Origin of the sequence: Leifsonia sp. NPDC058248, from assembly GCF_042881905.1 — a bacterium.
GTDB lineage: Bacteria > Actinomycetota > Actinomycetes > Actinomycetales > Microbacteriaceae > Leifsonia.
The window spans coordinates 101454-122811 of record NZ_JBHVXB010000004.1 but is presented as its reverse complement, the minus strand read 5'-3'; the positions used below and the strand labels follow the sequence as shown (position 1 = coordinate 122811).

The 21358-nt window shown below is 67.6% G+C and carries 21 protein-coding genes; 13 read left to right on the top strand and 8 right to left on the bottom strand.

Annotated features, from left to right (window positions below):
• Positions 1–8: 8 nt before the first annotated feature.
• On the bottom strand, positions 9–1880 hold the full coding sequence (locus ACFVV5_RS08130) for an alkyl/aryl-sulfatase (RefSeq protein WP_387241674.1): 1872 nt from the start codon (positions 1878–1880) through the stop codon (positions 9–11).
• A 40-nt stretch (positions 1881–1920) separates the two neighbouring features.
• On the opposite strand from ACFVV5_RS08130, the gene ACFVV5_RS08125 reads away from it, so the two are divergent.
• The 3 genes from ACFVV5_RS08125 to ACFVV5_RS08115 all read left to right on the top strand — a co-directional run bounded on the left by ACFVV5_RS08125 (position 1921) and on the right by ACFVV5_RS08115 (position 4760).
• Complete coding sequence (locus tag ACFVV5_RS08125) at positions 1921–2613, top strand: DUF1992 domain-containing protein (protein ID WP_387241671.1); 693 nt, start codon at positions 1921–1923, stop codon at positions 2611–2613.
• Positions 2614–2732: 119 nt separating this feature from the next.
• Positions 2733–3335: an HdeD family acid-resistance protein gene (locus ACFVV5_RS08120; protein ID WP_387241668.1), complete on the top strand. Its 603-nt coding sequence runs from the start codon at positions 2733–2735 to the stop codon at positions 3333–3335.
• 9 nt (positions 3336–3344) lie between these two features.
• Positions 3345–4760 (top strand): ATP-binding protein, encoded by a 1416-nt coding sequence (locus ACFVV5_RS08115; protein WP_387241665.1) that lies wholly within the window; start codon positions 3345–3347, stop codon positions 4758–4760.
• A 27-nt stretch (positions 4761–4787) separates the two neighbouring features.
• Here the strand turns inward: ACFVV5_RS08115 and ACFVV5_RS08110 are convergent, their stop codons facing one another.
• The 6 genes from ACFVV5_RS08110 to ACFVV5_RS08085 form a co-directional block, all read right to left on the bottom strand.
• On the bottom strand, positions 4788–5210 hold the full coding sequence (locus ACFVV5_RS08110) for a hypothetical protein (protein WP_387241663.1): 423 nt from the start codon (positions 5208–5210) through the stop codon (positions 4788–4790).
• Between the two features lie 16 nt (positions 5211–5226).
• Complete coding sequence (locus tag ACFVV5_RS08105) at positions 5227–5625, bottom strand: SHOCT domain-containing protein (RefSeq protein WP_387241660.1); 399 nt, start codon at positions 5623–5625, stop codon at positions 5227–5229.
• A 14-nt stretch (positions 5626–5639) separates the two neighbouring features.
• Positions 5640–8006 (bottom strand): sulfatase-like hydrolase/transferase, encoded by a 2367-nt coding sequence (locus tag ACFVV5_RS08100; RefSeq protein ID WP_387241657.1) that lies wholly within the window; start codon positions 8004–8006, stop codon positions 5640–5642.
• 20 nt (positions 8007–8026) lie between these two features.
• Positions 8027–8440 (bottom strand): hypothetical protein, encoded by a 414-nt coding sequence (locus ACFVV5_RS08095; RefSeq protein ID WP_387241655.1) that lies wholly within the window; start codon positions 8438–8440, stop codon positions 8027–8029.
• 172 nt (positions 8441–8612) lie between these two features.
• Positions 8613–9074, bottom strand: a complete 462-nt coding sequence (locus ACFVV5_RS08090) for a DUF6325 family protein (RefSeq protein WP_387241652.1) — start codon at positions 9072–9074, stop codon at positions 8613–8615.
• Between the two features lie 200 nt (positions 9075–9274).
• Positions 9275–11863 carry a LuxR C-terminal-related transcriptional regulator gene (locus tag ACFVV5_RS08085; protein ID WP_387241650.1) on the bottom strand — a complete coding sequence of 863 codons (2589 nt, stop codon included), beginning with the start codon at positions 11861–11863 and terminating at the stop codon, positions 9275–9277.
• Between the two features lie 151 nt (positions 11864–12014).
• Here ACFVV5_RS08085 and ACFVV5_RS08080 point away from each other — a divergent pair, with 151 nt between their 5' ends.
• Genes ACFVV5_RS08080 through ACFVV5_RS08070 form a run of 3 tightly spaced genes read left to right on the top strand, consistent with a single transcriptional unit; the run spans position 12015 to position 13494 of the window.
• Positions 12015–12860 carry a class II glutamine amidotransferase gene (locus ACFVV5_RS08080; protein WP_387241647.1) on the top strand — a complete coding sequence of 282 codons (846 nt, stop codon included), beginning with the start codon at positions 12015–12017 and terminating at the stop codon, positions 12858–12860.
• Positions 12857–13255: a TM2 domain-containing protein gene (locus tag ACFVV5_RS08075; RefSeq protein WP_387241645.1), complete on the top strand. Its 399-nt coding sequence runs from the start codon at positions 12857–12859 to the stop codon at positions 13253–13255. The genes ACFVV5_RS08080 and ACFVV5_RS08075 overlap by 4 nt, the downstream gene beginning before the upstream one ends.
• Positions 13256–13272: 17 nt before the next feature.
• A complete protein-coding gene (locus ACFVV5_RS08070) occupies positions 13273–13494 on the top strand; it encodes a hypothetical protein (protein ID WP_387241642.1) in 222 nt (73 codons plus the stop codon).
• Here ACFVV5_RS08070 and ACFVV5_RS08065 read toward each other — a convergent pair.
• Positions 13472–14605, bottom strand: coding sequence for an AI-2E family transporter (locus tag ACFVV5_RS08065; RefSeq protein ID WP_387241639.1), 1134 nt, complete (start codon positions 14603–14605; stop codon positions 13472–13474). The genes ACFVV5_RS08070 and ACFVV5_RS08065 overlap by 23 nt on opposite strands.
• A 116-nt stretch (positions 14606–14721) precedes the next feature.
• Between ACFVV5_RS08065 and ACFVV5_RS08060 the strand changes: the two genes are divergently transcribed.
• From ACFVV5_RS08060 to ACFVV5_RS08030, 7 genes are all read left to right on the top strand, one after another.
• Positions 14722–15387 carry a GAP family protein gene (locus ACFVV5_RS08060; RefSeq protein ID WP_387241636.1) on the top strand — a complete coding sequence of 222 codons (666 nt, stop codon included), beginning with the start codon at positions 14722–14724 and terminating at the stop codon, positions 15385–15387.
• A 79-nt stretch (positions 15388–15466) separates the two neighbouring features.
• Positions 15467–15892, top strand: coding sequence for a DUF6325 family protein (locus tag ACFVV5_RS08055; protein ID WP_387241633.1), 426 nt, complete (start codon positions 15467–15469; stop codon positions 15890–15892).
• 29 nt (positions 15893–15921) lie between these two features.
• Positions 15922–16287, top strand: a complete 366-nt coding sequence (locus tag ACFVV5_RS08050; RefSeq protein ID WP_387241630.1) for an SHOCT domain-containing protein — start codon at positions 15922–15924, stop codon at positions 16285–16287.
• Between the two features lie 32 nt (positions 16288–16319).
• Positions 16320–18002, top strand: coding sequence for a SulP family inorganic anion transporter (locus tag ACFVV5_RS08045; RefSeq protein ID WP_387241627.1), 1683 nt, complete (start codon positions 16320–16322; stop codon positions 18000–18002).
• Between the two features lie 46 nt (positions 18003–18048).
• On the top strand, positions 18049–19662 hold the full coding sequence (locus tag ACFVV5_RS08040; RefSeq protein WP_387241624.1) for an MFS transporter: 1614 nt from the start codon (positions 18049–18051) through the stop codon (positions 19660–19662).
• On the top strand, positions 19659–20189 hold the full coding sequence (locus tag ACFVV5_RS08035; RefSeq protein ID WP_387241620.1) for a hypothetical protein: 531 nt from the start codon (positions 19659–19661) through the stop codon (positions 20187–20189). The genes ACFVV5_RS08040 and ACFVV5_RS08035 overlap by 4 nt, the downstream gene beginning before the upstream one ends.
• Positions 20189–21307: a DUF998 domain-containing protein gene (locus tag ACFVV5_RS08030; protein WP_387241618.1), complete on the top strand. Its 1119-nt coding sequence runs from the start codon at positions 20189–20191 to the stop codon at positions 21305–21307. The genes ACFVV5_RS08035 and ACFVV5_RS08030 overlap by 1 nt, the downstream gene beginning before the upstream one ends.
• Positions 21308–21358 lie beyond the last annotated feature (51 nt).

Sequence of the window (21358 nt, the reverse complement as noted above, 5' to 3'; positions counted from 1 at the left end):
CGGCGCGCCTACGGGGTGACGATGTCGAACGACGGGTCACCGGTGGTCAGTACGCCCAGCAGCGACGGCAGCACGCTCGCATCGCCGCCGACGGCGATGCCGGGACTCGTGGTGTCGCCGGCCAGCAGCGCGAGCATCCGGGGCTTGGTCAGAGCGAGGGTGGCCTGGACGCTTCCGTCGCCCGCGCGCTCCCGGTGGATCAGGACGCCGTTGCGGAGCGTGACGCGGTAGTCGGTCCCGAGGTCGGTGAACGTCACGTCGAGCGAGAGATCGAGGTCCCACGCCTTCGGCCCGTCCACCGAGAGCGCGAGCGAGTCGAAGAGCTGCGGGATGCTCAGCTGTGCGACGATCGCGGGGGCGGCGGTGGCTGTCGGAGTGCCGAAGTTGCCATCGCGCAGCTCGGTCGCGCCGGAGAGGAAGAAGTTGCGCCAGGTGCCGTTCTCGGAACCGTAGGCGAGCTGCTCGAGGGTGTCGGCATAGAGCGTGCGGGCGGCGCTGTGGTCGGCGTCGGTGAACACGGCGTGGTCGAGCAGCGTCGCGGCCCAGCGGAAGTCGCCGGCGTCGAAGGCGTTCTGCGCCAGCGCGACGACGGCGTCGATCCCGCCGAGGGCGTCGACGTAGCGCGTGGCCAGCTCGGCGGGCGGATGCGGCCAGAGTCGTGCGGGGTTGCCGTCGAACCAGCCCATGTAGCGCTGGTAGACGGCCTTCACATTGTGGCTGACGGACCCGTAGTAGCCGTGCGTGTTCCACGCCCGCTCGAGCTGGGGCGGAAGCTGGATGGCCTCGGCGATCTCGGCTCCGGTGAGGCCCTGGTTGAGCATCCGGAGCGTCTGATCGTGCAGGTAGGCGTACAGGTCGCGTTGCGTCGACAGGAACTCGACGACCCGGTCCTGGCCCCAGGTGGGCCAGTGGTGGGATGCGAAGGCGACGTCGGTCTTGGGGCCGAACGTGTCGATCGCCTCGGTCAGGTAGGTCGACCACACGTGCGGGTCGCGCACGAGCGCGCCGCGCAGGGTGAGCAGGTTGTGAAGCGTGTGGGTGGCGTTCTCGGCCATGCAGAGCGCGCGGAACGCCGGGAAGTAGAAGTGCATCTCGGCCGGGGCCTCGGTTCCGGGAGCCAGCTGGAACTCGATCTCGACGCCGTCGACCGTGTGCTTCTCGCCGGTCTCGCGGATCTCGAGGGTGGGCACGATCAGGCCGACTTCGCCGGACGAGGTGGTCTGCCCGAGGCCGGCTCCGACCTGTCCCTGCGGACCCCGGTCCAGCACCGCACCGTACATGTAGCCGGCGCGGCGGCTCATCGCGGTTCCGGCGTAGACGTTCTCGGAGACCGCGTGCTCGACGAAACCCTCCGGAGCGAGGACCTGGATGCGCCCGGCCTTGACGTCGGCCTCGGAGGCGACGCCGAACACGCCGCCGAAATGGTCGACGTGGCTGTGGCTGTAGATCACGGCGACGACCGGTCGGTCGCCCCGGTGGGCGCGATAGAGCCCGAGCGCCGCCGACGCGGTCTCGGTGGAGATCAGGGGGTCGATGACGATGACCCCCGTGGCGCCTTCGACGAACGTGATGTTCGACAGGTCGAGCCCGCGCACCTGGTAGATGCCCTCGACGACCTCGTACAGGCCCTGCTTGGCAACCAGGATCGACTGCCGCCAGAGGCTGGGATTGACCGAGGCGGGGGCGTCCCCGCGCAGGAAAGAGTAGCTGTCGCTGTCCCACACGACGCGACCGTCGGCTGCGGTGACGACGCCGGGTTCGAGCGCCGCGAGGAACCCCCGGTCGGTGTCATCGAAGTCGGCGGTGTCGTCGAACGGGAGCGCTGACAGGAGGCTGCGGTTCGCTGCTTCGATCGACTCGGTGGGCGGTTTTTGATCCATCACGACGTCCCCTCGTGTTGTCGCAGGTGTTGCTCCGACTATGCCCTCCATCGCAACCGGAGGCAAGGACGCGGCGAGCGTCGAAGGGTCGGGCTCGACGGACGCCGCCGGGAAATCTAGGCTGGATGTCGTGGCCGGCAAGAAGGAGCGCAGCGACTCCAGACTCAATGCGGCCCGCTACCAGGTCGACCGGCTGATCGAGGAGTCCGGCGAGGCGGAGGAGGACGCCAACGCCGGGCAGCCGACGATGGAGCAGCGGGCGCAGTTCGTCGAGCTGTCTATCGTCCAGGCGATGCGCCGGGGCGACTTCGACAACCTCCCGGGTGCAGGGAAGCCGCTTCAGAACCTGCGACAGACGCACGACCCCAATTGGTGGATCCGGCAGAAGATCGAGCGGGAGCGCCTCACCGGACTCGGCCCGCCCGCGCTCACCCTCCGCACCGAGGACGCCGAGCTGAACGCACGGCTGGATGCGGCGTCGTCGGAACACGCCGCCCGCGAACTGCTCGAGGACTTCAACCGGCGGGTCGTCGAGGCGCGCCGCCAGCTGCGGGGCGGCCCACCGGTCGTCACGCCGACGCGCGACATCGAGGAGGAGCTGGCGAAACGTCAGGAGCGCCGGACGAACCGGTACCGCGAGCAGCAGGAGGCCCGGGAGCGAGAAGAGGCCGAGTACGCCGCGATGTCGCGGCGGGAGCGGCGCCTCGCCCGACGGCGCCGCGACCGGGGCTGAGACCCTCTCGCCGCTGCTGCGGGACCGTTCCGGCCGATGTCGGCTGTCCCCGCGATTCGATGGACACGGCCCGCCGTGCCGCGATAGTGTCCGGTCAAATGCAGCGAAAGGATCCGATGATGTCCACTTCACAACCGTCCATGTTCGCCTCTTTCTCCATCAACGGCAAAGACATGACGCAGTCCGCCATCAACAGCGTGCGCGTCGCGCTGGGGATCAGCGGTGCCGTCGCACTGATCATCGGAGTGGTGATCACCTTCTGGCCCAAGACGGCCGCCGCAGGGCTCACCGTGCTGCTCGGCATCTACCTCCTCGTCGCCGGGCTCGCCTATCTGGGCATCGGGATCTTCTCGAAGGGTCTCAGCGGCGGAGCGCGGGCACTCGACATCGTCTTCGGCATCCTGATGGTCATCGCGTCGATTCTCGCCTTCGCGAACCTGCAGTCGACGACCGCGGTTCTCGCGGTGTTCTTCGGCATCCTCATCGGCATCGCCTGGATCGTCGAAGGGGCCGTGACGCTGGCGCAGCTGGGCGACGCGCCCTCCCGCGGCTGGGCGCTCTTCTTCGGCATCCTGAGCATCATCGCGGGCATCGTTCTGCTCTTCTCGCCGCTGTGGGGCTTCGTCGTGCTGTTCATCATCGCGGGCATCAGCCTGATCGTGCTCGGCATCATCCAGATCGTCCGGGCGATCACGTTCGGACGCAACGTCAAGGCGGCCTAGGCCGCTCCGGTGAGCAGCGAGCCTGTGAACGTCGATTGGTCGACCGCTACGGCGGCGTCGCTCGACGGACGGCTGTTCCAGTTCCGCGGGCCCCTGGGCACCCCGGTCGATCCCGGTGGTTTCGTCACGCTGACCGAGACGGGCGGCCGCCGCCAGATCGGTCAGATCGACGATGTCAGATTCGCCCCGGACGACTCGCTGACGGGCGTCGGCAAGATCGTCGGCGTCCTCGACGCCGACGGCCGGCTGGACGTCAAGCACTCGTTCGCCTTCACCGTCGCCGAGCTGACCGCGACGGATGCCGACACGATCGATCGCGTCTTCGCGGAGGCGGGCGGGACGCTCAACGTGGGCTCCTTGATCGCGTCCGACGGCATCCCGGCCCGGTTACTGCCGCACCGGTTCAACCGCCACACGTTCTGGTGCGGTCAGAGCGGGTCGGGCAAGACCTATGCCCTCGGTGTTCTCATGGAGCAACTGCTCCTCCACACGAGCCTGCCGATGGTCGTCTTCGACCCGAACGCCGATTTCGTGCGACTGCGGGAACCCAGCGGAGACGAATCGGCGGCCTCCGACGAGCACCGGATGCTCGCGCAGCGCGACATCCGCATCCTCCGGCCCGGCCCGTCCGACCACGACTCCCTGCGAGTGCGCTTCGTCGACATGCCGCTGCCCTCGAAGGCGGCCGTGCTCCGGCTCGACCCGCTGGACGACCGTGCGGAGTACAACGAGCTCATGCACATCGAGGAGACGGTCGGCGTGCTCGACGCCGATCAGATCATCCCGAAGCTGCTGGAGCGCGAAACCCCCGCAGCGCGCGCACTGGCGGCCCGCATCGAGAATCTGCGCCTGATCGACTGGGAGGTGTGGGCCGGCGAGTTCGCGGCTGTGACCGACGTGCTGGACACCCGCCCGGATGCGACGGTTCTCGATCTCGGCGGCTTCGGCTACCCCGACGAGTCGCTCGTCGTCGCCCTCGCGGTGCTCGACGACCTGTGGGCGAAACGCGAGCAGCGGCGTCCCATCCTGATCGTGATCGACGAGGCTCACAACCTGTGCTCGCCCGACGCCCAGGGGCCGTTGCCGCGTGCGGTGCGCGATCGTCTCATCCAGATCGCAGCCGAGGGCCGCAAGTTCGGGCTGTGGCTGCTGCTCTCGACGCAGCGCCCGTCGCGCATCCACCCCAGCATCATCTCGCAGTGCGACAACCTGGCTCTGATGAAGATGACGTCGCCGCTCGACCTCGACGAGCTCGCCACGATCTTCGGGTTCGTGCCGCCGGCGATGCTGGCCCGGTCGCCGCGCTTCCGGCAGGGGGAGGCGCTGTTCGCCGGCGGTTTCGTGCCGGCGCCGACGATGATCGCGATGGGCGCGCGGCTCACCCGGGAGGGTGGGGCCGACGTGGGGGTGCCGATCCGGTCCTGAGTACTGAACCCGCGTCTTCTTGGCGTCTTACGACGACCCGAAGAACCGGTTCGCGCGTCCCGTGAAGAGGAGCACGATCACGGCGACGGAGACCAGGATGCTGAGCACGGTGGTCCAGAGGAGTGACGGCGCGCCGACCGAGAGCAGGATGGCGCCCACGATCGAGAGCGCCTGGAAGATCGCGGAGACCACGCGGGCTCCGTTGCTCCCGCGGAAGAGGCCGCCGGCGACGATCAGGACGACGAGCCCCAGGATCATGACGGCGACGGCGAAGGTGATGAGGAGTGCCGGACCGCCGAATTGCGCGACCATGTCCTCATTGGCCAGCTGGAAGAGCAGCAGGAGGCCGGTGATGAGGTTGATCGCTCCGGAGATCCACGTCAGCACGGCCACGACGGTGACGCCGCCCGGCCGGGCATCCTTCGGTGTCGGCACGCTTTCTTCGGTCATGGTCGTCGTCAGCCGATCAGACCGCGGCGGGCCGGGATGTTCCGAGCGCGTGCGCCTTCAACGTCTCGAACTCCGCAGGGGTGATCGCGCCGGAGTCGAGCAGGGTCTTGGCCTTCGCGATGTCGTCGGCCGCCGACCCGGTGGACGCGACCGACCGGATGTACGTGTTCGTGTCGGCCTGCTCCCGTTGCGCCATCGCCATCTGGCGTTCGGACATTCCGCGGCCGCGGGCGACGAGGTAGATGAGCGCTGTGAGGAACGGGACGAAGACCAGGAAGATGATCCAGAGGGCCTTCAGCCAGCCGTTCAGCGAGTGGTCGCGGAAGATGTCGGCGATGATCGAGAACAAGACCATCAGGTACGCGACCCAGACGAAGATCCAGAAGAAATATGCGACGAAATCCCAGAAGTTCATGATCGGCTCCCTCTCTATTGTCGTGCCATGGCGATCCGGAAGCGTTCTTCCGGGTCGATGAAGTGGTCGTTGTCGTCGACCCCCAGGTCGATCTGCACCCAGTTGATCCTGCCGGTGAACCGGCTGGTCTTCGGGGTGTAGTCGGACGCGACCGCCGTGCCGGACTCGTAGCCGACATCGGTGGTCTCGTCGGCGGAGAAGATCATCGCCTGGGTGGCTCCGACCCGGCCGGAGCCGGCCTTCTCGCCGTCGTAGTAGAGGGTGACATCGCCACCCTTCGCCAGCCCGCCGCCGTCGTAGGCGAACTCGGCGCGCACCTGATGCGTGCCGGCCGGGATCGGCTCCGAGGCTTCGATCGGGAACTCCTGGATGCCCAGCACGTTGTAGACGAATTTGGCCCTGCCGCCGGTGGTGTAGAGGCTCCAGCCGCCGAATCGTCCGCCTTGGGCGATGATCACCCCGTCGGCACCGCCCTCGGGGACGACGATCTCGGCGGTGATCGAGAACGACTTGTTCTTGATGCTGACGACGCTGTTCTCGGAGAGCCGGCCCATCCCGGCGAACAGGAGCTGGCTGTTGCCGCGGATGAGTGTCGGCCGGCCCGCGAGTTCGGGGTTGAGCCGCTCAGCGCCGCGGTCGTCGATGGGGAGCACGTTGTACTTGGCCGCTTCGATCAGCCAGAGCCGTTGGAGTCGGTGCAGCGTCTCCGGTTGCTCGGCTGCGAGGTCGCGGGCCTGGCTGTAGTCGGTGGTGCCGTCGTAGAGCTCCCAGACATCGTCGTCGAATGCGGGGATGACACCGCCCATCATGACCCACGGGGTACGGTGCTTCGTGACCGCGCTCCATCCCTTGTGATAGATGCCCCGATTGCCGAACATCTCGAAGTACTGCAGGTCGTGTCGCTCGTCGGCCGCCTGATCGTTGAAGGTGTACAACATGCTCGTCCCCTCGATCGGGGACTGCTGAACGCCGTTCACCATGGTCGGTTCGGGCAGGCCCGCCGCTTCCAGGATGGTCGGGGCCACGTCGATCACGTGCGTGAACTGGGTTCGCCGTCCGCCCTTCTCGGCGATCCCGTCCGGCCAGTGCACGATGGTGCCGTTACGGGTGCCGCCCCAGTGCGAGGCCACCTGCTTCGTCCACTGGAACGGCGCATCCATCGCCCACGCCCAGCCGACCGCGTAGTGGTTGTACGACGTCGGACTGCCGAACTCGTCGAGCTTCGAACGCAGGTACTCCGGCGTCTCGAGCGCGGCCATCCCGTTGAAGTTCGCCATCTCGTTGAAGGCGCCGTTGAGGGTTCCCTCTGCCGAGGCGCCATTGTCCCCGATGATGTAGTAGATGATCGTGTTGTCGAGGATCCCGAGATCGGAGATGGTGTCGATCACGCGGCCGATGTGGTGGTCCGTGTGCTCCATGAACCCCGCATAGACCTCCATCTCGCGCTCCAGCACCGGCTTGAGGTCATCCGGCATGTCATCCCACGCGGGGATCTCGGTGTGCCGCGCAGTCAGCTCGGCGTCGGCCGGGATGATCCCGAGCTCCTTCTGACGTGCGAACGTCTTCTCCCGCTGTGCGTCCCAGCCGTCGGCGAATCGTCCCGCGTACTTGTCCGCCCACTCCTTGGGAACGTGGTGCGGGGCATGCGTCGCGCCCGGCGCGAAATACACGAAGAAGGGCTTCTCGGGCATGAGAGCCTTCTGGGTGCGGATCCAGGTGATCGCGTGATCGGCCAGGTCCTCGGTCAGGTGATAGCCCTCTTCCGGCGTCGCGGGAGGTTCGACGGGCGTCGTCCCCTCGTAGAGAGCGGGGTCCCACTGGTTGTTCTCCCCGCCGATGAAGCCGTAGAACGCCTCGAAGCCTCCTCCCGCAGACGGCCACGCGTCGAACGGCCCCATAGGGGACGACTGCCAGACGGGGACTTCGTGGCACTTCCCGAACTGCGCGGTCGAGTACCCGTTCAGCTTCAGGGTCATCGCCAGCGGTGCCTTCGTGTTCGGCCGGACGGAGCTGTTCCCGGGCGCGGACGTCGCCGTCTCGGTGATGCTCCCCATGCCGACGGAGTGGTGGTTCCGCCCGCTCAGCAGCGCAGCACGCGTGGGGGCGCAGAGAGCTGTGGTGTGGAAGCGGTTGTAGCTCAGGCCGCCTGCGGCGAGCTTCTCCGCGTTCGGGGTGGCGCAGGGACCGCCGAACGCGGTCGCCGACCCGAAGCCGGCGTCATCCACCAGGATGATCAGGACGTTCGGCGCGCCCTCCGGAGGAAGCAGCGGCTCGATCGGAGGATACGAGGTCTCCGGGTCCTTCGCATCGTAGGTCGTCAGGCCCGGCCGGGGACGGTCGGGGATCGGGAGCATCGTGCGCGCATGACGATCGGGATTCATGACGGTCCTCCGGACGGGCTCTACGGCCTCGGGCGCAGTTCGCGGCCGTGGGCGGTGATCGCGTAGATGATGAGGATGTCGATGCCGATGTTGATCGACGCCCACCACGGCTGTGCGGGGATCAGCAGCAGTTGCCCGATCGCGCTGAGGATGACGAGGATCACCGCCACCACGCGCGCCCAGCCCGTCCCGGTGAACAGCATGCCGCCGGTCACGATCAGCAGGATGCCGGTGATGAGGGTCCACCACCCCCAGCCGCTGATGTCGAAGAGGAACAGCTGTCCCTTCGTGACGACGTAGTACGGGTCGGGCGCGAAGATGGCCACGATTCCCTGGATGACGCTGAAGATCCCGTTGAGGAGCAGCATCACGGCGGCGAACCGGATCCAGCCGATCCACCCGGTTCTCTGGACTGTGCTCTCTGCAGTGCTCATCTCCCGACCTCCCGTTCAGATCCGACGGCGTCGCGGTGTCACCGCGGCGCCGATGACCGCTGCCTTGGCCACGGGCGCCGGGCCGGGCGTGACAGCCCTGGTCACGACGGCCGCCTTTGCGATCGGGGCGCGAACGACCCCTACTCGTCCGACACGTCCTGCTCTCAACATCTCAGGCTCCTTCTTCCGCTTCGAGTGCTGCCTCGGCTTCGAGGGCTTCCGCTATGGCCTGGCTGTGGATGCGACCGTCGGCGATGAGTCGACCGCCGGCACGGCGCGCGGCCGCTGCGAACGGGCCGGCCCAGAGGTTCTCGTAGACGAGCACGCCCGCCACGCTCCCCGGATCCATCGCCGCGGCGAGGTCGGCGACGTCGTCCGCGGCCAGGAAATCGGCGAGGCCCGCGGCGATCGCCTCGAGCGGACCGAGGCCCTCGACGTCCGACAGCTCCATCGCATCCACGTCGCCCTCGTCGTCTTTGATCAGGATGATCGCGTCGACGAGCCGGATCGTGCCCGCGTCGACGAGCTTCACGAGTTCGTCGATCACTTCGCCCGAGAAGTTCTGCTGCCCTTCGGGGAACTCGATGATCACGAAGTCGACCGGTCCGACGTCCTCCTGTATCTCATCAGTCATGTGCTTGCTCCTTCGTCCGTGTGCCCCAGATGGTCCAGGATGTCCGTGATGTCGATGGGTTGAGTCGGCGGAAGGTCCGTCGCAGCAGGGTCGATGCGATCCACAATTCGCTCCCTCCGCTTACGCACGCCCATAGGGACGCGTTGCGAAATTAGCGCGGCAACGCGACGGGCGGCATCATCCTGTTCGGATGATGTCTGCTACTGCAGAAGGCCGAGCTCGCGGGCGCGCACGATCGCCGCACTCCGATTGGGCACGTCGAGCTTGCGGTAGATGTGGACCATGTGAGTCTTGATCGTGTTGACGGAGACGTAGAACCGCTCCGCCAGCTCGGTGTTCGTCGAACGGCTCGGCAGGTACGACAGGATCTCGAGTTCGCGGGCGGTGAGAGGCTCGGGGAGCCCTTGCGCACCCGCGGGAGCAAGCACGACGCCGGCGCGTTCGAGGATGCGCGTCTGGAAGTCGGACGGGGGACTCGGCAGTCGCTGCAGTTGGGAGACCACCGTCGGCCCGGCACGCAGGAACACATCGATCAGCTCCTCGGGCTCTGCGCGGTGCAGCGCGGTGCGCAGCAAGCGCTGCGCCGTCGAGGTGTGCCCCTCGATGTCGGCCAGCCAGCCGAGGAGGATCAGGCGTTCGACGACCGTGAGCGGCGCGTCGGTGGGGGAGGGTTCGGGGACCGACGCGAGAAGGGTTCGCGCGCGATCCGGCTGGAGCAGTGTCAGCGCTGCCGCGATGCGCTCGAACCGCACCCACGGCGTGTCGTCGTGCCCGTCGGCGTCGGCGATCAGTCCGCCCTCCGCCCGCCCGTCGAGGCGCCGCGTCCGGAAGCGGGAGGCGCTCAGGCGATCGCGGACGATGGCCGGGGGCGGCCCGGGGGGCGGCGACATCCGAGTGCGTTCGCCGGCGCCCTCGGCTTCGCGGATCCGGGTCTCGAGGAGGTGACCGACCCACAGGAGCTGCGTGCGCCCGTTCGCGGCCGCGCGGGTGACTCCTTCGCGCAGCGCACGGGATGCCCGGATCGGCTGAGCGCGCTCCTCGGCGACGAGAGCCTGCGCCAGATGCGCGTCGGCCGTCGAGGGGTGGGTGATGAGCTCGGCTTCGACGGCGACGTCGAGGGCCTCGGCGATGAGCTCCTCGGCCAGCGGCGTCCGTCCGCACCAGGCTTCGACCAGGGCGAGGGAGCCCAGCGCCCCGACCCGCCAGGGCGCGAAGCTCGCACCCTCCGACTCGAGCGCCTGCTCCAGCCACCTCCGCGACTCGTCGAGGTCGCCGCTCAGGAACTGCGATCGGCCGCCCGAGAGCAGCGCGAGCGTCATCAGAGAGGAACGATCGGTGATCCCGAGCACGTCGGGGGTCGAAGTGCCCGGATGCTCCTCGAGCAGTGCGACGGCGCGGCACGCGATGTCGGCCGAGTTCTCCGGGTGGGGGCTCCATTGGGCGCGAGCGGAGAGGATCGTCTGAGCGACCATCCGCTGGCCTTCGGACGCATCGGCGTGGGTCAGCACCCGTCGCAGGAGATCCTCGGCGACGACCATCTGGCCTTCGAGGGCGCGCAGGACTCCGAGGAGGAGGGTGACGTCGACCCGATCGGGCACCACCGAGCGGGGGAGTTCGGTGATCCACCGGATCACCGTGCGCATCTCGCCCCTCTCATAGATCTCCGCGCCGCTGGAACGGATCAAATCCAGGGCTGCGTCCCAGTCCTTCGCCCGCAGCAGGTATTCGACCGCTCGATCGATCTCACCGCGCTCCCGATGCCAGGCGGCGGCGCGCGTGAGGACCACCCGCTCCGCGTCGGGCGCCTCGGCCCGGAGGTTGTAGCGCAGGAGGTCGCGGAACAGCTGGTGGAAGCGGAACCACTCGCGGTGGCTGTCGAGGGGCACGAGGAAGAGCGACCCGCGTTCCAGCGTCTCGAAGAACTGCTGCAGGTCGTGCTCGCCGGTGACAGCCGCAAGCAGCTCGCCGCTCACCTCGTCGAGGGCCGATGCGAGGAGCATCCGGGCTCTCAGCGCCGCCGGCTGAGCGTTGAGCACCTCCTCGCCGAGATAGTCGGCGATCAGGCGGTCTGTTCCGCCGAACTGCTCGATGAACGAATCGTCGTCGTCGCTGCTCTTGAGCCTCAGACCCGCCAGCTGGAGGCCGGCTGCCCACCCCTCGGTGCGTTCGACGAGAAGACCCACGTTCTCGTCGGAGAGCGTGTGCCCGGAGATGTTCTGGAGCAGCTCGGCCGACTCCGCGGCGGTGAAAGCGAGGTCGGACCCACGGATCTCGGTGACGTCGTCGTGCAGGCGGTGGCGCACCCAGTTGAGCGGGAGGTCGACGCGGGACGCGATCACGAGATGGACGTGGGCGGGCAGGCGATCGACGAGCCACAGGAGGTCGTCGATCACGGTCGTGTTCGTGAGATGGTGCAGATCGTCGAGGACGATGACCGACGGGGGGAGCTCACCGAGCTGGAGGGCCAGCGCGTTCAGAAAGGCCTCGCCGAGTCCGCGGTGTGGCGGCCCGACGAGCTGGGTCAGTGCGGCGAACCCGGGTCGCACGGTTGCGAGCCCGCCGACGAGCCGACCGGCGAGGTGCGCAGGATCGTTGTCGTGGGGCACGATGTCGACCCACACGAACTCACGCTCGGGATGCCGCTCCGCCCATTGCGCGAGCAGCACGGTCTTGCCGGCGCCGGCCTGCGCTACGAGAAGAGCGAGCGGCTGGCTGAGCGAGCCGTCCAGTTCTTCGCGGAGCGCCGGCCGATCGACGACCTGAGTTGGTACACCCCATCCCGTGACCATATCCGGCTCTCTTCCGACCTCAGTGTGACAGGACTTCGCTCGTGAGACCAGCGCTTATCACCCGCCTCGGATGATTCGCGCAACGCTGGTGAATGGGATCGTAGCCCCATCGATCGACGTACAAGTGGCCGAATGCAAGGAGATGATCGTCATGTGCCGGTGGCTGGCGTATTCGGGGGAGCCCCTCAAACCGTCGACGGTGGTGCTGGACGCCCAGCATTCGATCGTCGCCCAGTCGCTGAACTCTCCGCTGGGTGCGGAGACAGTCAACGGCGACGGGTTCGGCTTCGGCTGGTATTCGACCGGCGCCACGAAGGGGAGTGAGCCGGCGCTGTTCCACAGCACCGATCCGGCCTGGAACGACCTCAACCTCCGCGAACTGACGAGCAACATCGAGAGCCCGTTGTTCTTCAGTCACGTGCGTGCAGCGGCCGGGCCGCCGATCCAGCAGACCAACTGCCATCCGTTCCGTTACGAGAACTGGATGTTCATGCACAACGGCGCTCTGGCGGACTTCCACAAGTCGAAGCGTGAGCTCACCTTCGCCATCGATCCCTCGCTCTACCCGAACGTCTTGGGCACGACCGACTCAGAGGTGCTCTTCTACCTCGCCCTCACGCTGGGCCTGCGCGATGATCCGGTCGCGGGGCTCGGGGCGGCCATCCGGATGGTCGAGAAAGTCGGCCACGAGAACGGCATCCGCTTCCCCATGCAGGGCACGGTCGCGATCTCCGACGGCGAGACGATGTGGGCGTTCCGGTATTCGTCGGAAGGACGGTCGCGGTCGCTGTTCCACTCGGTGGACATCCCGACCCTGCAGGAGATGTATCCGGACATCGACCGGCTGAAGATCTTCGGCAAACGTGCGCAGGTCATCGTCTCCGAGCCGTTGAACGACCTTCCCGGCGTCTTCACCGAAGTGCCGGAGTCGACGGCCGTGATCCTGGACGCCTCCGGCTCGCGCCACGAGCCCTTCCTGCGCGAGGAGGAGTGGTGAGCGACGAGGACGGGGCGGCCGCGAGTCAGCCGGCCGCATCCGTCGTACCGGCCGCACCCGTGCAGACCGCACCCGTTGTGCCTGCCGCAGCCGCGGCGCCTGCCGCACCCGCGGTGCCGGCCGCATCGTCGTCCGTGACCAACGTGTACGTCCAGTTGCCGCCCCCTCCCGCCGCAGCCCTGATGCCGAAGTCGCCGGCCCTCGCCTACCTCGCGATGGGCTTCTCGCTCATCGGTCTGTGCGGGATGCAGCACTTCTATCTGGGCAAGCTCGGCCAGGGTGTCCTGTGGCTGATCACCTTCGGCCTGTTCGGCTTCGGCACCGTCGCCGACCTGTTCACTCTGCGCTCGCAGACCAAGACCATCAACGCCCGCCGGGCGCTCGGCATCGCCTAGCCGGCCGGAATCCCACCGTGTCCACCGAACTGTACGAGATCGTCATCAAGGGGACACTCGGGCCCGCTGTCGCGGCGGCGTTCCCCGGCTTCACGGTGAGTTTCATCGACCGTGGAAAGACCCATCTGGTCGGACCCATCGAGGATCAGGCGCGACTGCACGGACTGCTCGAGGTGCTCGGCGGGCTCAATATCGAGCTGGTGTCGGTGAACCCGGTCACTCCGTCGGAGGCGACGTAGCGGGATCCGCCTTGTGCGCGGCGCGCTGTCCCTGGCGGTTCGCTTTCGCGGCAGCATCGGCGGCCTTGGCGAGGTTCCTGGTCTCGCCGGTCGGTCCGAGGGCCGGCCGCCACCAGTGAGCGCCCGGGTCGGCGTCGACGAGGATGGTCTTCGCCAGCAGCGTGAGCGGGATCGCGAGGATTGCGCCGACCGGTCCGATGATCACGGCCCAGAAGAGCACGGAGAAGAAGGTGATCGTCTGGCTGAGCGAAACGGCCTGCCCGACCACACGGGGCTGGACGATCGACTGGACCACGGCGTTGATGATCCCGTAGATGACGACGACCGCGATGGCGGTCGGCCAGCCACCGACCAGGAACCCGAAGAAGAGGGGCGGGATGAGCGCGAAGAAGTAGCCGATGTTCGGGATGAAGCTGCAGAGGAAGGCCAGCAGTCCCCAGAGGAGCGCAGCCGGCACCTGCAGGATATAGAGCGCGATGGCGTTCAGGGCGCCTTGCGCGACGCCGAGCACCGTTGTGACGACCATATAGCGGCGGACATCGTGGGCGTAGTGGCCGAGCGCCGCCACCAGGTCCGGCTTGTGCGCGTTCAACTGGCCGAGCACCGTCTTGGCGTAGACGGCGTCGGCGGCCATCAGGATCATCATCGTCAGGACGATGACCAGCGCGCCGGTGATGCCCGCGACGTTCCCCAGGGTGTCCGTCACCACGGTGGCGATCTTGCTCGGATCGATGCCGTCCTTGAGCTGTTTGATCTGCGCTTGACCGACCCCGATGCTCTTCAGCCAGGTGGCGATGTTCTCCCCGATCTGCGCGAACTGGCTGGAATAGCTCGGGAGCATCGCGACGAACTGTGCGAACGCGATCAGGACCGTGTAGGTGAAGCCGGCGAGCAGACCGAAGACGACCAGGATGACGGATCCGGTCGCGAGCCCTCCGGGCACGCCTCTCTTGAGGAGGCCGGTGCGCACCGGGTTCGCGCAGATCACCAGGACCAGAGTGAGCAGGGTCGGCGCCAGGATCCCGCGGATCCCGCTCATGCCGATCGCCGTCACTGTCGCGGCCGCCAGGCCGACCAGGATCGTCGTCGCGCGCGGTAACCCACCTGTCATGTCCCAACGGTAGGGATCGTGACGGCAGTGCTACATCATCCCAACCGGGTGATGTAGGCCGCCGGATGCCCGGATTACCGTGCTGACAGCGAGAACGACTCACGAAGGGAGTGTGCATGTGGGCGGCTTTGGGTCATGTGCTCCCGATCGCCGTCGCTGTCGCGCTCAGTTCTGTGCCGATCATGACAACCATCCTGATCCTGCTCTCGCCGAACAAGAGCCGCTCGTCGCTGACCTTTCTGCTCGGCTGGGTGCTCGGGCTCATCGTGGTGGTCGTCGCGTTCACGCTGCTCGCGCACGCGATCCCGAGCGGGCCGCCGAGGAAGTCGCAGGCGGCGATCGGCACCTTGCTCATCGCCATCGGGGTCGCCCTGCTCGTGTACGCCGTGATCGTCTGGCGCCAGGGTGCGGGGAAACCGTCGAGCGGCATCCCGAAGTGGATGTCGGCGGTCGGCTCGCTGGGGCCGTGGTCGACCTTCGGGCTCGCGCTCGTCCTGAACGTCCGGCCCAAAGCGATCCTGCTGAGCGCGGCCGCCGGCCTGTCATTGCGAGGGGACGACCTGTCGAACGGCGAGACGGCCATCGCGATCGGCGTGTACACGCTCGTCTCGGCGTCGACCGTCGCCGTTCCGATCATCGCGAGTTTCGTCTCGCCCGCGAAGACCGAGCGCTCGCTCGTCCGGGCGCGTTCGTGGCTGGACGCCAACAGCCGCATCGTGAGCATCCTGATCTTCATCATGATCGGGGTGGTGATCATCGGAAACGGTCTGACGCGTCTGTGAGACGAAGCCGGGCCACGACGGAAGGGAAGAACCATGGGATATGAGGAAGAACCCACGAGCAGAAAGCGGAGAGACGATCATGGCTGAATTCGAGTACGGCCCCGTCGAGATCTTCTTGATCGGATTCGACGGCGAGCGTCCCGGCCAGAAGGTGGTGGACGGCATCCTCGAGCTCATCGAATCGGATGCGGTGAGGCTGCTCGACCTGCTGTTCGTGACGCGTGCGCTGGACGGCGAGCTGACCGTCGTGGAGCTCGAGGAGATCGCGGATCAGTACGGTCTCGTGGGCCTTGAAGTCGTCGAGCTCGGGCTGGCAGGCGAAGAGGACGTGAACGACCTGGGTGAGGCCATCGAACCGGGAACCTCCGCGGCCATGCTCGTGGTCGAGCACGTTTGGGCGCGCGAGTTCGCCGAGACGCTCTACCGGGCCGGCGGCCGCGTCCTGCAGACGGAGCGGATCCCCGCACCCGTCGTCAACGAAGTGGTCGCCGCCACCCAAGGGTGACGCCGACCGGATACCGAAGGAGAACAATCATGCTTGGACGACGAGCGGGCCGCGGGGGACTCCTCCGCGTTGCCGCGACCACGGCTGTCGTCGCGGGAACCGCGACCGCAGTCTCGGGCGGGATCCGCGGACGCCAGGACGCCAAAGCCCAGCAAGCCGCTGAAGCACAGGCCTACGAACAGCAGCAGCAGCAGGCGCAGATGGATGCGGCCGCCCAGCAGGCGGTCGCCCAGCAGCAGGCGTATCAGGCGCCCCCGCCCCCCGCGCCTGCAGCGCCCGCCGCGTCGGCCGGAGACGACCTCATGACCCAGATCCAGAACCTCGCGACGATGCACTCGCAGGGGATCCTCTCGGACGACGAGTTCGCCGCCGCCAAGGCGAAACTGCTCACGTAGCGACCGGCAGTGGTGGTCGAAGGGCGGTCGGGGTGACAGAGCGCCGCACGCGACGACCTCGCTACCGGAACATCGGGAAGGACCTCGGGGCCGGTCTGGTCCGCGGTCTCGTCGGGGTTCCCGACGGGCTGGCCAACGGGCTGCTGGCGGGGCTCTCGCCGGTGGCCGGACTCTACGGCTATCTCGTCGGGACCGTCGTCGGCGCCGTGTCGACCAGCTCCGTGCTGATGACCGTCCAGTCGACCGGCGCCCTGGCGGTGATCGTGTCGGACGTCTCCGAGGTCCACCACGGGCAGGGACAGGCCACGGCTCTCGCCACGCTGGGCATCCTGACCGGGCTGGTCATGCTCCTGCTGGGCGTGCTGCGGCTCGGTTCGCTCGTGCGCTTCATCCCGAACGCGGTGCTCACCGGCTTCATCACCGCTGTCGCGATCAACATCATCCTCGGCCAGCTCGCCGGTTTCACCGGTTACACCAGCGAGGCGCAGGGCCGGCTCGCCCGCGCCTTCTCCACCGTCATGAATGTGACGTCCTTCCACTGGCAGTCCGTACTCGTCGGGGTGATCACCATCGCGCTCATCGTCGTGCTCGAACGCACTCCGCTGCGTTCGCTCGGTCTCGTCGTCGCAGTGGTGGTCGGCTCCCTCGTCGCGGCCATCCCGCAGCTCGGCGGAGTCGAGGTGCTGCGCGACATCACCGAGATCCCCGCCGCACTGCCGGTGCCGGTGCTCCCGTCGCTCGAGGCGGTGCCGGTGCTGCTGATCCCCGCTCTGTCGCTGGCCTTCGTCGGGCTGGTGCAGGGGGCCGCGATCAGTCAGGCCGTGCCGAATCCGAACGGCGAGTACCCGAATGTGTCGGGCGACTTCCGCGGTCAGGGTCTCGCGAACATCGCGTCGGGCATCCTGCGCGGGATGCCCGTGGGCGGGTCGATGTCGTCGACCAACCTGCTGGTGGCGGCCGGCGCGAAGAGCAGACTGGCGAACCTCTCCGCCGGCGCGGTCATGATCGTCGTGATCCTGGGGTTCAGCGAACTCGCCGGCTACATCGCGATGCCCGCGCTGTCGGGTCTGCTGATCGTCGTGGGCGCCCGGATGCTGCGGTTCGACCAGATTCTCGGCGTCTGGCGCACCAGCCCCGCGCAGGCCACGATCATGGTGATCACTTTCGTGCTGACACTCATCATCCCGCTGCAGTACGCCGTGCTCATCGGGATCGGGATCGCCGTGATCCTGTTCGTGACCCGCCTGTCGAACACCCTCCGGGTCGTCCAGTGGGTGTTCGACCCGGGCGCGCCGCTCCCTCGGGAGGAGAAGCCGCCGGTCGTGCTCGCGCCGCACGAACTCGTCGTGCTGACCGTCTACGGGAGTCTGTTCTTCGCCTCCGCACCGCTGTTCACCGATCAGCTGCCGACGGTCACCGACGACACCCGCGGCTCGGTCGTCGTGCTGCGGCTGCGCGGCAAGGACGACCTGGGCAGCACCATCATCCGGGCGATCACGCGGTACGCGGCCGAACTGCACGACACCGGGAGCCACCTGATGCTCTCGGGGATCGGGAAGAGCCTCCTCGATCAGCTCTCGGCAACCCGAGCACTCGAGGCGATCGGCCGGGAGAACGTGTTCACCGCCACGGCGAAAGTGGGGGAGTCGCTGGCGGCGAGCATCGCCCGTGGGAACGAACTGATCGAGCAGGACCGGAGAAGGGACGACACGTGAACGACGGATCATTGCGGCGGGAAGCGCGGCGGGAAGATACTGAGCCATGAAGAAGTGGTCGGTCGTCATCATCCTCGGATTCGCCCAGTTCGTGATGGTCCTCGACGGCACGGTGATGAACGTCTCCATCTCCACCGTGGTGGCCGACCTCTCGACCACCGTCTCGGCGATGCAGGCAGCGATCACCTTCTACACGCTCACCATGGCGTCGGTGATGCTGCTCGGCGCGAAGCTCGGCGACGTCTGGGGGCGACGGAGAGCGTTCGTGATCGGCTCGATCGTCTACGCGATCGGCTCGCTGATGACGGCGCTCAGCCCGAATTTCGCGTTCCTGTTCCTGGGCTGGTCCATCATCGAGGGTCTGGGGGCCGTGCTGGTGATCCCGGCGATCGCCGCCCTGGTGGCCGACAACTACGAGGGCCGCGCACGCATCACGGCGTACGCGACGATCGGCGCCGTCTCCGGCGCCGCCGTGGCCGCGGGACCGTTGATCGGCGGATTCGTGACCACCTACTTCAGCTGGCGCTACGTCTTCGTCGCCGAGGTCGTGATCATGGCGGGCGTCGTCATCTTCTCGCGGTTCATCACGGACAAGACCGCGCCGCAGCACGTGCGCATCGACGTCCTGAGCGTGCTGCTGTCGGCGGCCGGTCTGGTGCTCGTCGTGTTCGGGATGCTTCAGAGCAAGACCTGGGGGTGGGTCATCCCGCTCGCGTCGCCCGAGATCGGCGGAGTCGCGATCGCCCCCCTGGGCATCTCGCTCACAGCCTGGCTGATGGTCGTCGGCGGAGTACTCATCTACTTCTTCGTGCGACGCCAGCGGTACCTGGTCCGCGAGGGGAGACCTCCCTTGGTGCATATCGAGATGTTCTCGATCACTCAGCTCCGCAGCGGTCTGTCGGTGCTGGGCGCGCAGTACGCGGTGACGGCGGGGCTGTTCTTCATGGTGCCGGTCTATCTGCAGATGACATTGGGACTGGATGCGCTCCAGACGGGAATCAAGATCTTCCCGCTCTCGGTGTCGCTCATCCTCTTCTCGATCGTCGGCACGGCACTGTCGCGGGTGTGGTCGCCACGCCGGATCGTCCGTGTGGGGCAGCTCGTGCTCGTGCTGAGCGCGTTCCTGCTGCTCGGCTCGGTGACGCCCGAATTGCAGAGCGCGCTCTTCGCCACCGGGATGTTCCTGGCCGGCACGGCGCTCGGGCTGCTCGCGTCCCAGCTCGGCAACGTCAACATGTCAAGCGTCGGCGAGAAGGAGACGAGCGAGGTCGGCGGGTTGCAGGGGGTGTTCCAGAACCTGGGCTCCTCCCTCGGCACCGCCCTGATCGGGTCCATCCTGATCGGCGCGCTGACCACCTCGTTCGCCTCCGGGGTGGCGAGCAGCGCCCTGCCCGACGAGGCGAAGGCGTCCGTGAGTCAGGCCACGGAACGAGGTGTGGCGATCGTGCCCGCGGCGGATGTCGAGAAGATCGCGACGGATGCCGGGCTCTCCAGTGCCGACGCGAAGACGCTTCAGTCGATCTACACCGACTCGCAGCTCTCGTCGCTCGGCGTCGCCTTCTTCGGTCTCATCCTGATCTCGCTGTTCTCCCTCTTGTTCTCCCGCGGTATCCCGACAGAGGTCGCGGGACGCGGGCGATCCAAGGAGGCGGCGCGATGACATCACCGCACGACGTCTCCCAGGCCTCCGAGCGGCCGACGTTCGGAGGCCCGCGGGCGAGCCTGATCACCGAGGAGTCGGTGTACGGCACGATCCTCGTGAGCGGCATGATCGTCGTCTCCGGCGCGTACCACTCGAGCTCGTGGCAGACCTTCACGACGGTGATCGGCACCGTCATCGTGTTCTGGGCGGCGCACGTGTACGCCGGCACGGTCGCGGGCCACGGAGTCGTCGAAGGGGACCAGACGACCCTCCCGATGGCGTTCCGGCGTTCGCTCCGGCGGTCACTCGGCTTCCTGATCTCCGCGGTGCCGCCGTCGTTCGTGCTCCTCCTCGGCGCCCTGCGGATCGTGCCCGACGCGCTCGCGCTCTGGGTGGCGCTCTGGCTGGGCGTCATCATCCTCGGTGTGCTCGGCTACAGCGCGTTCGCGTTGCGGGGGAGCAGCTGGCCCATCCGTATCCTCGGGTGTCTCGGAACAGCGGCCTTCGGCGTCGCGATGATCCTACTGAAAGCGGTGATCCACTGATGAGTCGATCCGTCCCCCTCGCGCGACTGCTGAGGCATCCGGTTGCGAACTCGGAGTCCCTGGAATCGTCGGCGCTCATTGTCGGCGCCCTCGCGTTCATCGTCTCCGGGGTGGTGGCCCTGTTCGTCTTCTGGGGCCAGTACCTCCCGATCTCCGGGCCGGGCTCGGTCGGGCAGTTCGTCGCTGTGTTCTCCGGCTTCGTCTCCCTCGTCGTCTTCGTGGGCGCACGCGTGCTGGTGGGCCGGAACACGACCCGCACCGGCGCCCGCAACGGCCTCGACGTCCCCGGCGCACGGCTGCACTGGTTCGACGTCGCCGCCCTCGCGCTGGCGCACGGCGTCATCGCGCTGCTCGGCTGGACCGCTCTCTCCGACGTGCTCTCCGAGAGCTTCAGCGACGCGGTCGTCTACGCGCTGTCGGCCGCGGTGCTCGCCGGAGTGGGCGTGGCCATCACCGCGTACGCGGTGTTCCTCTCCGCGGTGAAACTGACGCCGATGCTGCTGTCGGTGGTGCTCGCGGTCTTCGTGGTCGTCGGTGTGTTCGCGAGCATGCTCAGCTCGGCTGACCCGCACTGGTGGAAGAAGAACCTGAGCACGCTCGGCATCTCCGACGACGTGTCGGCGCTGGCCTTCAACGTCACGCTCATCATCGCCGGAGTGCTCGTGACGACGATCGCCCACTATGCGACAGCCACGATCCCCGTGTCGAACGCGAAGGAGGCCCGCGGGCGCGGACTGGTGCGGCTCGCGCTGGTCCTCATGGGCATCCTGCTGGCGTGCGTCGGCATCTTCCCGGTCGACCGGTTCCTGGAGCTGCACAATCTGTCGGCGTCGGGAATGGCCGTCATCTACGTCGTGATGGTCCTCAGCCTGCGCCGGCTCATCCCCTCGATGCCGCGGGTGTTCGTGCTGCTCGGCTACGTCTACGTCGCCGTCATCGTCGTGCTGGCCGCGTTCTTCGTGAGCGGCTACTACAACCTGACGGCCGTCGAGCTCGTCGCGTTCCTCCTGATCTTCAGCTGGGTCATCGTCTTCCTCCGCAACACGGGGGCGATGCGCGGCGCCGACGAGGGGCCCACCTCGGACGAAGGCCAGGTGAAGCACGAGGTCGCGGCCTGACCGCTCGGGCGTCGACACCCTGGCTCGTCGCCAGGTGCGCGCTCCCGGGCA

Bases quoted from the DNA above. Each gene is read 5' to 3' on its own strand.
- ACFVV5_RS08120 (WP_387241668.1), top strand. From the start codon at position 2,733: ATGTCCACTTCACAACCGTCCATGTTCGCCTCTTTCTCCATCAACGGC.
- ACFVV5_RS08090 (WP_387241652.1), bottom strand. From the start codon at position 9,074: ATGACTGATGAGATACAGGAGGACGTCGGACCGGTCGACTTCGTGATC.
- ACFVV5_RS08095 (WP_387241655.1), bottom strand. From the start codon at position 8,440: ATGAGCACTGCAGAGAGCACAGTCCAGAGAACCGGGTGGATCGGCTGG.
- ACFVV5_RS08125 (WP_387241671.1), top strand. From the start codon at position 1,921: ATGCCCTCCATCGCAACCGGAGGCAAGGACGCGGCGAGCGTCGAAGGG.
- ACFVV5_RS08080 (WP_387241647.1), top strand. From the start codon at position 12,015: ATGTGCCGGTGGCTGGCGTATTCGGGGGAGCCCCTCAAACCGTCGACG.
- ACFVV5_RS08130 (WP_387241674.1), bottom strand. From the start codon at position 1,880: ATGGATCAAAAACCGCCCACCGAGTCGATCGAAGCAGCGAACCGCAGC.
- ACFVV5_RS08060 (WP_387241636.1), top strand. From the start codon at position 14,722: ATGTGGGCGGCTTTGGGTCATGTGCTCCCGATCGCCGTCGCTGTCGCG.
- ACFVV5_RS08030 (WP_387241618.1), top strand. From the start codon at position 20,189: ATGAGTCGATCCGTCCCCCTCGCGCGACTGCTGAGGCATCCGGTTGCG.
- ACFVV5_RS08100 (WP_387241657.1), bottom strand. From the start codon at position 8,006: ATGAATCCCGATCGTCATGCGCGCACGATGCTCCCGATCCCCGACCGT.
- ACFVV5_RS08040 (WP_387241624.1), top strand. From the start codon at position 18,049: ATGAAGAAGTGGTCGGTCGTCATCATCCTCGGATTCGCCCAGTTCGTG.
- ACFVV5_RS08065 (WP_387241639.1), bottom strand. From the start codon at position 14,605: ATGACAGGTGGGTTACCGCGCGCGACGACGATCCTGGTCGGCCTGGCG.
- ACFVV5_RS08050 (WP_387241630.1), top strand. From the start codon at position 15,922: ATGCTTGGACGACGAGCGGGCCGCGGGGGACTCCTCCGCGTTGCCGCG.
- ACFVV5_RS08035 (WP_387241620.1), top strand. From the start codon at position 19,659: ATGACATCACCGCACGACGTCTCCCAGGCCTCCGAGCGGCCGACGTTC.
- ACFVV5_RS08085 (WP_387241650.1), bottom strand. From the start codon at position 11,863: ATGGTCACGGGATGGGGTGTACCAACTCAGGTCGTCGATCGGCCGGCG.
- ACFVV5_RS08055 (WP_387241633.1), top strand. From the start codon at position 15,467: ATGGCTGAATTCGAGTACGGCCCCGTCGAGATCTTCTTGATCGGATTC.
- ACFVV5_RS08110 (WP_387241663.1), bottom strand. From the start codon at position 5,210: ATGACCGAAGAAAGCGTGCCGACACCGAAGGATGCCCGGCCGGGCGGC.
- ACFVV5_RS08105 (WP_387241660.1), bottom strand. From the start codon at position 5,625: ATGAACTTCTGGGATTTCGTCGCATATTTCTTCTGGATCTTCGTCTGG.